Below are 14,177 nucleotides of genomic sequence, written 5' to 3'. Positions count from 1 at the left end.
GAGTCACACTCATCTTTCTTCGCTCTGGTCTTTTTCTTCGATCACTGTACCGCCGAGTATCTCCAGTATGGCCGGCAACCCGACGCTGGTCGACATCTCCAGATCCACGTCATCCATGCTGGCCGAGTCATCCTCATTGGGCGGCACGATAACTGGGTCAGGTTCACCACCAGGTGCGTCGTGGCCGTACGGGGCAGCGAAATGGTCCTGCTGGCGATGCGGCCGTGTACCGCGCACCTCTGCCTCGTGGGCGTGAGTATCGCCTGTGCCCTGCTCCCCTGCTTCGTCAGCTCGTTCCTGCTGCACTTCACGGATCGCTTCGGCGCGCATCTCCTCCACGCTGCCTGGTGAAAAGGTGTCCTCACCCTGCGGTTCAGGTGGTGTGGATGAGTGAGCTGTCGACGGGGCGGCCGGTTCTGTGTCACCACTGTCTCGCACATCCTCAACAGCGTGTGCCACTCCTTGAGGACGACCGCCGATCTTCTGCTCCACTAATTGCGCGGCGTGCTCGGCGTTCTGCTCGTCATGGTCACGGTCGCGCAAGGGTTCGGCGCGACCGGAAGTCGCTCCGTCTCCCTCGCCCTCGTCGTTTTCGTCGTCCTCGTCATCAAAGATCGGGCCATGTGCGGCTCGAGGTGGCTGTTTTGTGCCATTCTCGCGCCCAAATGGACGATGCTGGCGTGCTGCCGGATGAGCGTCACGCTCTGACTGGTGATCACGCGCTACCGGGTCAGAGTGGACAGGCTCGGAGGAAGACGCCGATGCGGCCGGTTCAGATGCCTCGGCACGTCCGCCACCGGGTATGGCTACCGGCCCCCAGCCGTCATCATCGTCATCGTCGTCAACTGTCGGAGTCGAGGGTGAGGCCGGCGCTGAAGGCTGGTCAATTTGTGGGCGTGACGGCGCGTTCGCTGCCTGTGCGTCGTGCGTTGCCTGTTCAGAGCGCATCGACTGTTGGCCGGGCATCGCACCGTGCTGCTGATTGGACGAAGGCGGCTCGTGACCTGCAGTGCGCTGGGGCGTGCCCTCGTTACTGGGCCCGTGTGCCTGATGATCAGTGCGTTGTGATTGCTGTGGAACCGATGCAGGCGTAGTCAGCGACGCGCCGCCTACTGACTGCGCGATCTGAGCCCTGACCTGCACGTCTGCACCGCACACGTCGTGGACTGCGCGGGCGACGTCCTGGGCTCGGGAACCCGAGTCGAATGCCTTTACCAATCCTGGAGTGGTGAAGCTGAGGATCACGGTAGATTCGTCCACGCCTCCCAGCTGGGCGTGAGAGTCCACGAGCGACCATGTGGCTCGGCTGAGCGAAGCGATACGATCGACAATTTCCTGCCAGCGCATGCGAATCGAATCTGCAACCGCGCCGCTTCGATGAGGTTGTTCGGACGCAGCGTGCTGTTCAGGCGCAGGGTGGTGGCCGGGGCGGTCAGGTTCAGGACGCCTCTGCTCAGTCGGGCGCTGCTCAGCCTGGCGTTGGCCATTTTGGCTGTGTTCTGGCTGATCGCGCTCGGCCCCCGGTGCGGCGTCAGATTCCCGCGTTGCGTGTGTCGGCTTGCCCGGCGTGCCGGCTTCGGGCCTAGGTGCTCCCTGCGTCTCCCCGGTTTGCTGGGAATGCTGAGATTGTTGCTCGCGACGACGACGCAGATCCGCTTTCGCCTGAGCCGCGCCATAAGTTCCGCCGCGCTCGTGGTCATACTGACCATCGCCAGCACCACTCGCACGACCAGACCCGCTGCCACTTCCGGCACTGCCATGTCCAGCATCACCGCCTGGCGACTGGTAATTCGGTGCGCCTCCGCCGACTGTTCCCACTGTTCCGGGGAAGCCCTCCTTGCCCTGCGACGCTGCCACCTCTGTGCGGGATGCAGGTGAAGTCTGTGACGGCACCAGGATTCGGCCCAACAACAACTCCAGCTGTATGCGCGGAGATGTCGCGCCCACCATCGAACGCAAGGCCATATCAGTCAGATCGGCTGCGCGCGACAGGTGGTACGGCCCCCAATTTCGGGCCTGCACCTGCATGCGTTCAAACTGGTCACTGGGCGTTCCCGCCAGGACATCGACTGCCGCATCTCCCGACACGGCGATAATCAGGAGGTCACGCAAACGCTGCAGGAGGTCCTCAACGAACCGACGAGGATCATGGCCCGACTCCACCATATGCTCCACAACTCGGAAAGCGGCAGCACCATCACCGCCCGCGAGCGCATCAACCGTCTGATCAAGCAGAGCAGTGTCGGTGTACCCCAGCAACGCAACAGCAAGGTCATAGCTCAGCGCCCCCTCCACTGCGCCAGCCATCAGCTGATCGAGGACCGACAACGTGTCGCGCACAGACCCTCCACCCGACCGCATCACGAGGGGGAGCACGCCCGCGTCTGGATGAATCCCTTCTTCCTCACACAGATGCTCCAGATACGGTTGCATCACGTCCGGCGGCACCAGTCGGAACGGGTAGTGATGAGTACGCGAACGAATCGTCCCGATCACTTTTTCGGGCTCAGTCGTGGCGAACACAAACTTCACATGCTCAGGGGGTTCTTCAACCAGCTTCAGCATCGCGTTCGAGCCCTCTTTGGTGACCATGTGGGCTTCGTCGATAATGAACACCTTGTAGCGGTCGCGCACGGGCGCAAAGGTGGCGCGCTCACGCAGATCCCTGGCATCGTCAACGCCGCGGTGTGAGGCTGCGTCAATTTCCACAACGTCGAGGGAACCGGGCCCGCCAGTTGCCAGTTCGCGGCATGATTCGCACTGTCCGCATGGGGTGTCGGTCGGCCCCTCCGCGCAGTTCAGACAGCGTGCCAGGATTCGTGCCGACGTGGTCTTTCCACATCCGCGTGGACCTGAGAACAAGTAGGCATGTGTCACTCGGTCGGCACGAAGAGCTGCACGTAACGGCTGCGTCACGTGGTCCTGGCCGATCATCTCATCAAACGTATCGGGCCGATAGCGGCGGTACAGAGCTGTGGTCACACTCGAACCTTAAAGGTATCCATAGGCATTTGGCGACACCAACCGTCCTGAACAGCAACGACGATGATAATAAAGATCCTCCGCGCACCCGGCAGAGCGCCCTTATCCTTGCTGCCTTCCAGCCCTGGGGAGGTTCGGACGGTACCGTCACGCGGAGGACCGCCATCTAGTCTACACAATTCCATCCCGCTCAGCGCGCCGCGTCACCCTCGTCAGCTACTTCGACCAATGAGGCCATGAGTTGCCAGCTGATAATTCAGGAATCGTTTCCTCATACCCTTTCTCGCTGGCATTCACGAGGCGGTCACATGCTGGATAAAATCGCGCATCGTTTCAGCAATATCCAGAGAGGGGTCATTGAGCCACAACAGCTGCAAACCTTCGACTAACGCCCTAATTTCATGCGCCAACTGCTCAACATCAACGTCGTTTGACAGCCTGCCAACACGCTGTTCCCGAAGCAGTTCGATACACAATGATTCTTGAAAGTCCTCCTCGCGCTGGCGGACGAAGTCATGGGCGGGATGCTCAGCGTCGATCGCCTCCAGCGTCAAAGTTGTGTCCAACCTGATAATGGCCGGCATGGTCATATTGTGTGCCAAGACCTCAGGTAGAGCAGCTAAGAGCCCCCGCTGTTCAATCAATTCAGATCGCCAGTCTCTCTCACCTTCTTCGCGCTGCTCCAGCACAGCTTGAAGCAAACCGTCTTTTGAACCGAAATATCTCAAGAGCGTCGTATGCGAGATGCCTATTTCATCGGCAAGTTGACGCATCGAGAGGTGACAAAATCCGTTTTCACCGATGGCCTTAACAGCAGCAGCAATAATCCTTGTTCGTCGACGCTGACTGTTCATATAAGGGAGATAGCGGCCATTTTTGGTGTCTAAACTATTGACTTTTCGTTGGTATACTGCCGAAAATCGTGTTTCTAATGATTGTGAACCTTATGGTGAGGTAAAGCTGAGCAAATCCCACATATCGCGGTTTTGTATGCTAAACGTCTTTCTTGGTCTGCTTCCTGCATGGCACGACCTGCATCAACAAGAAAATACCCAACGTGTGGCGAACCTGGGCTCACATGTAACGGGACTCGGGGCGGCAAAACCCGATGACGGAACGTCAAGTGCGGCTCCAGCACTTTACGGCTCCGCGAACACGCCGGCGAGCTGACAACATTCCAACGCTTCCTAACACGGGTCAAAGACCAACGCCCCCAAAGGGACTGTGACGCCACCACAACAGGACGCACCCTACGCCGCCACAGCGCATGGTGCTGGAATATCCCAATCCCCCCGCCACCTTGCACAGGCCAGGTCCATGATCAGATCTTCATTGACGGGACCTACCTCGCCTACGGCTGATGCGTCCTCATAGCCTGAGCAAGCACAGGACCAGTAGTGGCCTGGCAATGGTGCCACACGGAAAACAGCACAGCCTACGGAAAACTCCTGTCCACCATCCCAGCCCCGCGGGTCATCACAATTGACGGCAACGGCGGTACACTCAAAGCCATCGCACATCACTGTCCAAGAATTGGGGTTCAGCACACACATTCAGGTTTGGTTATCCGAATCGTTTTTGTGCGCCTTGTCGGGTGATGCCGAGCGCGGCTCCGATGATGGTCCACGAGTCGCCTGCCTGGCGTGCGTCGTCGACGGCTTGGCGTAGGCGCCTTTCGGCTTCTTCTACTTGCTTGTTGGCTGCGACTATTTTCCTGAAGTTTTGTGCGTCTCGCGCGTGGTGTGTGGTGACGTCGAGTTCGTCAAGCCCGGTGTCGGTGTCGGTTGCGTATGTCATGTTTTTACCTCAAAAAGTCGTAGAACTTTGCTCTGAGTCTGTCAGCGTGAATGATTCGGTCGGGCGTTGGGGCTGGGACTGCGACGAGTTCGAGCAGTGTGCCGTCGGCGGCGGGCCCGATCAGGAGTATGCGGTCTTGTCCGTGGTATTCGTATTCGATTATCCGTATGGCGTTTTCCCACGCGTGTGTGATGTCAGCATGTGTGATGCCGTGCTTGTGGGCGCTGGGAAGAACTTTCACACTGTCAACTGTAAGTTGACGGCATGGGGGTGTCAATCCTTGCTGGCTTGGTGCGCTGGCGTGGGGAAAACGAAAAACCCCGCCATTTCAACGAAACAGCGGGGCGTTTGCGGAGGATGGGGGATTCGAACCCCCGAGGGCTTGCACCCAACACGCTTTCCAAGCGTGCGCCATAGGCCACTAGGCGAATCCTCCAAGGCGCTGCACCGATTCGACCACACAGCTGATCAATACGTGCAACAACATAGGAGCATATCTGATTGACCGCCCTTTCGGCCACCTCGCAGCGTTCACATCAGGGTGTAATCGCTCACGCAGCGCCAGCCAGGTGCAGCGTGGTCGCCCTCGTCAATGCAATCAATCAACGAGGGCGACCCATGTGCTACTCGTCGTACACGCCCAGGTAGTCTAGCCACCCTTCGTAATGATCCAGAACGTCGTGCGCGATCTGGTCAGAGGACCACCCCACAATGTCGTACCCCTGACCACCGCCCGAGGGACGCACTTCCAGGCGCACCGTCACGTCATTCGCCTCAGCAACCATCGCGGTGCCCACAGACGGAACGGGAGACTCGACCACTCGCACGGTGTAGCGGAACGGATGCTCGGTCAGCAGGCCCGCGATGCTCGGTTCAGCTCCGTCAGCAGAAGTACTCCCGGCCGTTCGAGGCTTCGCATCATCAAACATTTCATTGATCTGCTCGTGCAGCTCAGTGGTGGAATCGGTCTGCGGTTGCTCGCCCGTATCAGTGGTCTGAGCACCTGAATCCCACTCCTGCGCGCCCGATGCCCTGGCCTCCGATTCGCCGCCAACTGTCAGCGTGACGCGGCCCAGGAAGTTACGCTCGTCATCCGGATCCTGTGCTTCGGGACCCTCAACAACCACCCATGCGGGCAGATCTTCCTTGTGGAGTTCATCGGCCACAGCCTGCAATGCGGGAACCACTCGCCTGTCAAGGACACGCTGAGCGCGCACAGGGGTGACAACGTCGAATGTCTTGCTCAGACGGTCACGCCAGGAGCGGCGAGCCATCGTTCCGGCTCCTGATGCGAGCACGCGGTTTTGGACGATGCGGCGACGACGCTGAGCCATCGACGCCTCTTGCGACAGCGAGCGCCACAAGCCGATCATCACCAGCACAAGGACGAAGGAGAATGGCAGCGCCATAACGATCGTGGCCTGCTGCAGAATCGTCAACCCACCGGCAACCAGCATCGCAATGGTCAGCACACCGGTCAGCGTCGCCCAGAAGATACGCAGCCACGGCACAGCGTCCTGGCGAGCGTTCGTGATGCGGCTGGACAGGTTTGACATGACGAGGGAGCCTGAGTCCGCGCTGGTGACATAGAACAGGATTCCGACGAACAGTGCGACGGCGACAACCACTGTTGAGCCAGGTACTCGTTGCAGCAGGGCGTAGAACCCCTGTTCCGGAGCGTTCACAGTGATTTCTGCGAATTCCCTGTCACCGTTCATCACGAGTTCCAGTGCAGCGTTACCGAAAATTGACACCCACATGATGACGTAGTTCAGGGGCAGGATCAGTGAGCCCATGACGAACTCACGGATGGTGCGGCCGCGTGAAATACGTGCCAGGAACATTCCGACGAATGCGGCCCAGGTGATCCACCACGCCCAGAAGAACAAGGTCCAGCTATTGAGCCACGTGTTGATCACATCTGCCGTTGCCGGGTTCTCACGCAGGTCAGCGTAGGTTTCCAATGTGAGGGCGGGGAACATGCGCACCAGGTCGCCCACGGAACGAACCAGCGAGTCCAGCAGGTACGCGGTGTTTTGGGTGACCAGAACCCACACAGCCAGACCGATTGCCAACAGTACGTTCACGTTGGACAGAACGCGCACGCCGCGATCGACGCCGGAAACAGCGGAAACTGTCGCCATGATGACACTCAGTGCGATCAATCCGATCTGAGTGGAGGTTGCCTGCGGCAGTCCGAACAGTATCGTCAGACCGACATTCAGCTGAATGATGCCCACGCCCAGGGATGCGGCGATACCGAAAACACCGCCCACAACGACTGCGCCGTCAATGATGTTGCCCAGCGGGCCGTCCACGTGTTTGCCGAAAAGAGGCCGCAAGGCTGACCGCACCGCGAGGTGGTGCTGGTGACGGTAGGCGAAGTATCCCAGGGCAATTCCGACCAGCGCATACATGCCCCACCCTGTGATGCCGTAGTGGAAGAGCGTGTAGACCACGCCGGCGCGGGCAGCTTCCACTGTCTGAGCTTCACCGGTGGGAGGCGCCATGTACTGCGCGATCGGCTCTGCGACAGCAAAGAACATGATGTCGGTACCGATACCTGCGGCAAACAGCATGGCTGCCCATGAGAAAGTCGAGAAGTCAGGTGTCGCGTTATCTGGCCCCAGCCTCACGTTGCCGAACTTGCTCAAAGCGAGCACAACGACGAACACCAGGATGGAGGTTGCGAGAAAAATATAGAAAGATCCGAACCAGTGACTGATCCAATCCACCGCCACGGTAAACCCTGCCTCCACGCTTTGCGGTGATGCGATCGCGATGATGGCAATGACCGCAACGATCAGAGCTGATCCGATGAATACCGGGTAGTTGACTGGTGGTGATTGGGGTGTGGGTCGAGTGGCGATCTCCCCTTCGCGAGGCCGTCCGTCCGGTGAGGATTCTGCCTGCTCATCCATATCGTGACTTGCGCTGTTTGTGTTGATGTGCGCGCTCACACATCGTCCTTTCGCTCGTGTGCGCGACAGCTGGGAGCCGCACACTGCTCTATCACCATAAGGCGTTGATGGTGACAACTGCATATCAACCTTATCGACGAGGGTTCTCATGGCGCCTTCGTCGTGACAGACTCCAAAATGTGAGAAAACCGACCAAAATTCTCGCGCTCCTGAGCACAGTCGCCATCACCATGACCCTGAGTGCATGTGGACCACTCGTCAAAAAGGACCCCACTGCACAGGGCATCCAACCCACACCGCAAAGCACGCAGCCCGTTCCAACTCCAACTCCCGCCCCGGCGCCGGCTCCCTCTCCGTCCCCCCCCCAATCCACGGGCCTCACGCCGGGCGGCTCACAGACGACGATCGCACGAAGAAGAACCTACTCTCACTGGCCGACAAGGCTGAGCAGGGCGATGACATGGGTATTGTCAACGTGTCGATGGATCAGGCACAGTTCTGCTATCCAGACACTTTCTCGGGCGACTTCGAGAACCTCACGAGTGACCTTGACGAGCAGTTCGCAGAATTGGATGAGCAGCTCGAGGAGCTTGACAAGATGCTCGAGGACTTGGACAGCGGCAGCTGAGCTTTCACCGCCCGTGCATGGCGAGGTCACATTCACAGTGTATTTCGGCTAAGTTAGTGACGTGAACCCGCAGCAATCTCGGCGTCGAACAGCACGTCAACGCTTCCTTGATGCCCGACAGAGTAAGCAGAATCTGACATTTTCCGTCGTGGCATCCGTCATGGCAGTACTGGTCATTGCTGCGCTCCTCGTGATCACGAACATCATTTCGATGCCCTCCGAAGAGTTCTCCAAGACGGAAAAGACGGCAGGTCTGGGCGACATTGTGTGCCCGACGGAAGGTACGACACCGCTGCCGGCAGACACGATCCATGTTCAGGTTCTCAACGCCACCTCACAGTCGGGCCTGGCCAGCTCGGTGACGACGATGCTGGCCGAGCAGGGATTTGTCATGCAGGATCCTGCCAACGCGGCAAGTGAGTTGACCGGCACCGTCGAAATTGACGTCTCCCCCAAGAACATTGATGCCGGCTACACGGTTGCGCGCTTCTTCCCTGATGCGCGCGTGGTCTTAAGTGAAGGCACTGACGAGGTTGTCCAGGTCATCCTCGGTGCATTCTTCGATTCACTGCTGCCTAAGGAAGATATCGAGAAAATCGCAGAGGCTCAAAGCGCCCTCAAAGGCAGCGACTCGTGCCTGCCTGTCGACCCGGAGCTTCTTGCGCCCCCGACCACCCAGACCGGCGACGATGATCAGTCAGGCGAGGGCAGCCAGTCAGAGGGACAATCCGAGTAGCGTCGCCGCGGTGTCACAGCAGTGGTGTTGCGTCCGCTTTTAATAGGAACGAGGGCGACTCACGTGAGCCGCCCTCGTTTAATACCTGAAGAATTGGCTTAGCCAGCCTGTTCAGCGCCGCCAGCCTGTTCGGTGCCATCTGCCAGTTCAGCAGCGTCCGCCAGTTCCCCTCGTGAATGATGACGGGTCGAATAGGCCGTCGACTCCAACTCGGTACCTGACGGGGCTGACGCAGGTGAAGCAGCCTCAAGCGTCGTGCCGCGCAGCTTAGAAATCCAGCGCATGACATGGTAGATCAGCAATGCTGCACCTGAACCCAGTGCAATACCTTCGAACTGCATGCCGCCGGCAACCCACGTGAAGTTCGCGATTGCGACGATCAGGGAAACCGCAGCGGTGTTGAGGTTAACCGGGTCAGAGAAGTCCACCTGGTTCTGCACCCAGATACGCACGCCCAGCATGCCGATCATGCCGTATAGAACCGTTCCCGCACCGCCCAGAACGCCAGCCGGAATCGTCGAAATGAGGGCGCCGAACTTGGGCGTGAGAGCCAGAAGGAACGCCATGCCTGAGGCGACCAGGTACGCGGCCGTGGAGTACACGCGGGTCGCAGCCATCACACCGATGTTTTCTGCGTACGTCGTGGTACCTGAACCACCGCCGGCACCGGCAAGCATGGTGGAGCAGCCGTCAGCGATCAGTGCGCGCCCGGTGATGCCGTCAAGATCGCGCCCGGTCATCGCTGACACCGACTTCACGTGACCAACGTTTTCAGCAATAAGGACGAAGACAACCGGGACAAACAGGCCCAGCGTCGATGGATCAAAAGCAGGTGTGGAGAACTCAGGCAGACCGATCCAGGAGGCTTCAGCAACGCGTGAGAAGTCAACCTCGTTCTGGAGGATTGCTGCAACGTAGCCGATCAGCACGCCGAACAGGATGGACAGGCGTCCGATAATACCCTTGAAGAGCACGGTGATCAGGCAGATTGACACGATGGTGACCACTGCCGTCAGTGGGCCTTCCTTGACCCAGTTCCATGCGGCTGGCGCAAGGTTCAGGCCGATCAGCGCGACAATTGCGCCAGTGACGACTGGGGGCATCACGACGTCGATCCAGTGTGCGCCGGCGAAGTGCACGATGACGCCGACCAGGGTCAGGGTTGCACCGGTGGCGATTACGCCACCCAGGGCATAGTTGTGGCCGAGGGTCTGTGTGACAGCGGTGATCGGCGCAATCAGCGCGAAAGATGATCCGAGGTAGGACGGCATGCGTCCGCCGGTGATCAGGAAGAACAGCAGTGTGCCGACTGCGCAGAAGAACAGCGTGGTCGAAGGTGGGAAGCCTGTGATCAGAGGGACGAGGAACGTCGCACCGAACATGGCGACAACGTGCTGCGCACCGATTCCGATGGTGCGCGGCCACGACAGACGCTCTTCGGGGGCGACAACCTCGCCGGGAGCGATTGACGTGCCGTCACCGTGCAGTCGCCATGAAAAAAAGCCGCCCCGAGGACGACTTGACGAATGGGAAGACTCGCGCGAGGCGCGAGGGGTAGCTGAACCGCTCATGCGAATGTCTCCGATCAGTTGATAAGGATGCAAAAGTGCAGGCCGTTCACCGGTCGGAACATCACAGTATCGAACTTGCCGACAAAAGGCTAAATTCCGCGGCAAATCATGGTTGATTTCACACGGGTGAACTGATGGGCGAGTTGCCTGAGCGTGCAGATAAGCTGTGACCATAGATGAACCCAGTCGTCATGCCGTAGGGTGGGACGTAGCAGGATCGTCACAAGGGGATACCAAAGATGCCCTCGGTCAGCACAGGGCCGCGGGGAGTGAGGGGGGAAATGGTGAGTCAGCCAGCGACAGGTTCGCAGTTGCACGTGCTGGATCCTTCTCTTGATTCCTCACACAGTGCCACAGAAAATCCGACGCTGGATCCGCCCTTGGATCCATCCCTTGATCCTGCACTGGATCCCTCGTCGCCCCAGTTCGTTTTCCCCGGAACCCAGGACATTGACCCAGCCATGGTTTTCTCGGCCCCCGGATACAACGCCCCTCGCCATAACTCCAACACTGCCGCCACGATTGGCCTGTGGATGGCAGCCCTTTCCCTGCTGGCGTTCCCTCTGACAATCTTCGCCCTGATCTTGAGTATTGCCGGACTCATCACCTCGTTTTCACGCGGTGGTCGAGGAAGGCACGAGGCCGTCGCCGGGCTTGTTGTATCGGGCATCGTGATCATCTCGATCTGTCTCGTTGTCGGCATCTTCGTCATCGGTTTCACGGCCGGTCTGTAGATCCCATGTTTCGACCGTAAGGGTACCGGAAATTCTTTCTTTGCCTACACTTGAAGCATGAAGCCTTTCTTGCTGGTATCAACACGCCCCGAAGAAGAAGCGATCGACGCTGAATACCATTCGTACCTCCTGGTCAGCGGTTTGACGCCGTCCACGCTCGAACAGGTTCGCATGGATATGCTGGGGCTGCCCGAAGTTGACGTCAATGCCTACAGCGGCATCTTCGTGGCTGGATCGCCTTACGGCACCACTACTCCCACTGAGAAGAAGTCATCGTCCCAGCGCAGAACTGAGGAAGATCTGGCTCACTTGTTCCATCAGATCCTCGAGGCGAAAACCCCATGTCTGACCACGGGTTACGGAACGGAGGTTGCCGCGACGGTTCTGGGCGGCACGGTGACGACACGGTGGGCTGAACCGGCTTCGATGGTGACAATCACCCTGGCTGAGGAGGCCGAGGATGACCCGCTGCTTGAGGACTTTCCGCGCACATTCACAACCTACGTCGGCCACCACGAAGCAGTAGAAGAAGTGCCGCCGGGCACGACGGTTCTTGCTAAATCAGTCACGTGTCCCACGCAGATGATGCGTTTTGGGCCGGCTTTTTGGGCTACGCAGTTCAACCCTGAACTTGACTCCGACGCGATCAATCAGCGCCTGGCGATCTATGCCGATGCCGGCTACTCAGGCACTGACGATCTGGAGACCCTGGTGCAGATCGGGCACATGGGTGAAGGAACCCACCAGGCGGGACAAATCGTGAAGAAGTTCGTTGAAAGGTTCAGGCAGCAGTAATGCCACGGTCGTCATCCTCGCTGCCTCACCTAGATGAGCTGGTCGAACTGTGTGCGGGTAAGCGTCTGGCTGCTCTGACAGGTGCCGGAATGTCCACTGATTCAGGGCTTCCGGACTATCGCGGAACCGGATCGTCTGGCACGCCGACAGTGGATATCGACCTGTTCCTGTCGGATCCGAAATGGCAACGCTGGGTGTGGGAGCGAAACCAGGTGACATGGCGAGCGTTGCAGGACCTGCCCGCCACGCGCGGACATGAGGCGCTCGCACGCATGGAGCGGGCAGGAATCCTTCACGGCGTTGCCACTCAGAATGTGGATGGCCTAGATGAAAAGGCTGGGATCCACCAGCTCGCTCTGCTTCACGGCTCGTTCTTGACGGTTGACTGCATGCAGTGCGCAGCGCGGTATCCTCGAGAATGGCTCGATGGCGAGTTGCGCGCCGCCAATCCGAATCTGGTCGACGACCCTGATCCCACTCACGTTGCGATTCTGGCTCAGGTTGATCCCGAGGGCGCCACGGCTTCCGCGATCACGCTGGTTCCCTGTCCGCAGTGTGGTGGGATCCTCAAACCGAATGTCGTCTTTTTTGGCGAGATGCTGCCATCAGACCAGATGGACGAGGGACTGACCTTTGCTGCGCAGTGTGACGTACTCCTGGTTGTGGGCACGTCAGTGAAAGTGTCAACCGCCGTGTGGATTGCTCATCAGGCGATCAGCAGCGGCGCTGACCTGATCGTCATCAATCGTGGGCCGTGCGACCTCGATCATCACTCTGCCGTTCGCCTGCGCATCGACGGTTCTGCCAGTGACTATCTCGAGGCGCTGGCAGACGCCCTCGGTGCGTAAAGCCCTACCGCACAGACTTGATCCGCATGATAAATACGCACGCAATGACAGCAAATGCGATCGCTGTCGGGAACACAAACGAGTATGAGGACATGGCCGTGACAAGTACAGACGTGATGATCGGGCCAACAGCCTGACCAAGCGTCGTCGCTATGTTCAAAATGCCCAGATCTTTACCCGCAGTTTCCTTCGATGGCAGCACATCGACATTGAGCGCCTGATCAACTGACGAATACGTGCCGTATCCGAATCCTGCAAATGCGGCAAACAGAATCATGCCTGTTGTTGTCGGCATCACCCACGGGATCAGGTATCCCACTGCAAGCAGAATCGAGGCGACGACAACAGGGATCTTCCTGCGGTGAATCAAGTCAGATAGCGGTCCTGACGTAACCGTCGCAATCGCCGATACAATCAGCGTCACTATTGCCATTGTCGCGATCGTCGCCGAGGCCTAGGCATCTGTTGCACCAATGTGATCCTGGAGGATGTACAGCTGGTAGTCGAGGATCATGTAGTAGCTCAGAATCAGCAGTGAACGGCCGACAAAGGCGCGCCAGAAATCCGGGGCATTGCGAGGTGGGCGGAAGGACTTGAGCAAGTCAAGCAGGGTTTCTTTTTCATGCTGCGTTTCGCCATTGCGGGAGGAGTCTTCCCGTGGCCACACCATAACCGTGAGAATTCCTGCCAACCCCATGAGGATTCCTGCCGTAACGAATCCGGGCAATGTCTGGCCGAGGAAACGTGCACCTACCAGCTGGCCCACTGATTGGCCAACCAATGTACCTGCTGCGATAAATGCGGACATAGTGGCACGTTGACGCTCGGGGATTCTGTCCGACAGTGTTGCGATCACCGGGGCAATCATCATATTGAGACCGACCATGGAGATGGAGTAGGACAGTCCGATCAGGAATGCATTGGGTAGAACCTGAATCAGGAACAGCGAGGCGCCACCTAAAATGCCGCCGGTGAAAACCCAGGGCGTACGTTTGCCAAACACCGAGCGAGTACGGTCTGAGAGGTTACCGGCAATCAGATTCGACAGGAGCGAGACGATTGCAGTAATGGTGTTGAGGGCTCCGAATACTGCCTCTTTATTCGCCACGCCAATGTCTGTGAGCCGCTGCGAAGCGGATGGTGTCAGCTGTCAATTTCGGACGGG

The 14,177-nt window shown here is 58.8% G+C and carries 13 protein-coding genes, 1 tRNA gene and 1 other RNA gene; 5 read left to right on the top strand and 10 right to left on the bottom strand.

Going from position 1 to position 14,177, the window contains the following annotated elements; all coding sequences use genetic code 11:
- Nucleotides 1–9: 9 nt before the first annotated feature.
- The 7 genes from AC1EJZ_RS01545 to betT form a co-directional block, all read right to left on the bottom strand.
- On the bottom strand, nucleotides 10–2,982 hold the full coding sequence (locus AC1EJZ_RS01545; protein WP_092648897.1) for a DNA polymerase III subunit gamma and tau: 2,973 nt from the start codon (nucleotides 2,980–2,982) through the stop codon (nucleotides 10–12).
- Between the two features lie 68 nt (nucleotides 2,983–3,050).
- An RNA gene (gene ffs, locus AC1EJZ_RS01540) (signal recognition particle sRNA small type) lies at nucleotides 3,051–3,146 on the bottom strand.
- 129 nt (nucleotides 3,147–3,275) lie between these two features.
- The gene (locus AC1EJZ_RS01535) at nucleotides 3,276–3,836 is read right to left on the bottom strand and encodes a TetR/AcrR family transcriptional regulator (protein WP_480293834.1); all 561 of its coding nucleotides are present in this window, start codon (nucleotides 3,834–3,836) and stop codon (nucleotides 3,276–3,278) included.
- A 709-nt stretch (nucleotides 3,837–4,545) separates the two neighbouring features.
- The gene (locus AC1EJZ_RS01530; RefSeq protein ID WP_070725231.1) at nucleotides 4,546–4,779 is read right to left on the bottom strand and encodes a hypothetical protein; all 234 of its coding nucleotides are present in this window, start codon (nucleotides 4,777–4,779) and stop codon (nucleotides 4,546–4,548) included.
- A gap of 4 nt (nucleotides 4,780–4,783) precedes the next feature.
- Complete coding sequence (locus AC1EJZ_RS01525; RefSeq protein ID WP_070725233.1) at nucleotides 4,784–5,020, bottom strand: hypothetical protein; 237 nt, start codon at nucleotides 5,018–5,020, stop codon at nucleotides 4,784–4,786.
- Between the two features lie 110 nt (nucleotides 5,021–5,130).
- A tRNA-Ser gene (locus tag AC1EJZ_RS01520) sits at nucleotides 5,131–5,215 on the bottom strand.
- Nucleotides 5,216–5,402: 187 nt separating this feature from the next.
- Complete coding sequence (gene betT / locus AC1EJZ_RS01515; RefSeq protein WP_480293946.1) at nucleotides 5,403–7,700, bottom strand: choline BCCT transporter BetT; 2,298 nt, start codon at nucleotides 7,698–7,700, stop codon at nucleotides 5,403–5,405.
- 244 nt (nucleotides 7,701–7,944) lie between these two features.
- On the opposite strand from betT, the gene AC1EJZ_RS01510 reads away from it, so the two are divergent.
- Both AC1EJZ_RS01510 and AC1EJZ_RS01505 read left to right on the top strand, forming a co-directional pair.
- Nucleotides 7,945–8,328 carry a hypothetical protein gene (locus AC1EJZ_RS01510; RefSeq protein ID WP_480293833.1) on the top strand — a complete coding sequence of 128 codons (384 nt, stop codon included), beginning with the start codon at nucleotides 7,945–7,947 and terminating at the stop codon, nucleotides 8,326–8,328.
- 61 nt (nucleotides 8,329–8,389) lie between these two features.
- Complete coding sequence (locus tag AC1EJZ_RS01505) at nucleotides 8,390–9,064, top strand: LytR C-terminal domain-containing protein (RefSeq protein WP_480293832.1); 675 nt, start codon at nucleotides 8,390–8,392, stop codon at nucleotides 9,062–9,064.
- Between the two features lie 98 nt (nucleotides 9,065–9,162).
- On the opposite strand, the gene AC1EJZ_RS01500 is transcribed toward AC1EJZ_RS01505, so the two are convergent.
- Entirely contained in the window at nucleotides 9,163–10,635 is a 1,473-nt protein-coding gene (locus AC1EJZ_RS01500; protein WP_480293831.1) for a uracil-xanthine permease family protein, read from the bottom strand.
- A gap of 281 nt (nucleotides 10,636–10,916) precedes the next feature.
- On the opposite strand from AC1EJZ_RS01500, the gene AC1EJZ_RS01495 reads away from it, so the two are divergent.
- Genes AC1EJZ_RS01495 through AC1EJZ_RS01485 form a run of 3 tightly spaced genes read left to right on the top strand, consistent with a single transcriptional unit; the run spans nucleotide 10,917 to nucleotide 13,012 of the window.
- Nucleotides 10,917–11,369, top strand: coding sequence for a hypothetical protein (locus tag AC1EJZ_RS01495; RefSeq protein WP_480293830.1), 453 nt, complete (start codon nucleotides 10,917–10,919; stop codon nucleotides 11,367–11,369).
- A gap of 57 nt (nucleotides 11,370–11,426) precedes the next feature.
- Nucleotides 11,427–12,164 carry a glutamine amidotransferase-related protein gene (locus tag AC1EJZ_RS01490; RefSeq protein ID WP_480293829.1) on the top strand — a complete coding sequence of 246 codons (738 nt, stop codon included), beginning with the start codon at nucleotides 11,427–11,429 and terminating at the stop codon, nucleotides 12,162–12,164.
- Nucleotides 12,164–13,012 carry an SIR2 family NAD-dependent protein deacylase gene (locus tag AC1EJZ_RS01485; RefSeq protein WP_480293828.1) on the top strand — a complete coding sequence of 283 codons (849 nt, stop codon included), beginning with the start codon at nucleotides 12,164–12,166 and terminating at the stop codon, nucleotides 13,010–13,012. The genes AC1EJZ_RS01490 and AC1EJZ_RS01485 overlap by 1 nt, the downstream gene beginning before the upstream one ends.
- A 4-nt stretch (nucleotides 13,013–13,016) precedes the next feature.
- Here the strand turns inward: AC1EJZ_RS01485 and AC1EJZ_RS01480 are convergent, their stop codons facing one another.
- Nucleotides 13,017–13,454: an MFS transporter gene (locus AC1EJZ_RS01480; protein ID WP_480293945.1), complete on the bottom strand. Its 438-nt coding sequence runs from the start codon at nucleotides 13,452–13,454 to the stop codon at nucleotides 13,017–13,019.
- A 12-nt stretch (nucleotides 13,455–13,466) separates the two neighbouring features.
- Entirely contained in the window at nucleotides 13,467–14,120 is a 654-nt protein-coding gene (locus tag AC1EJZ_RS01475; protein WP_480293827.1) for an MFS transporter, read from the bottom strand.
- Nucleotides 14,121–14,177: the final 57 nt, after the last annotated feature.

The organism is Pauljensenia sp. C0170B5 (assembly GCF_056590195.1).
The sequence above is the reverse complement of the archived record's forward strand: the minus strand, read 5'-3'. Positions and strand labels throughout refer to the sequence as shown.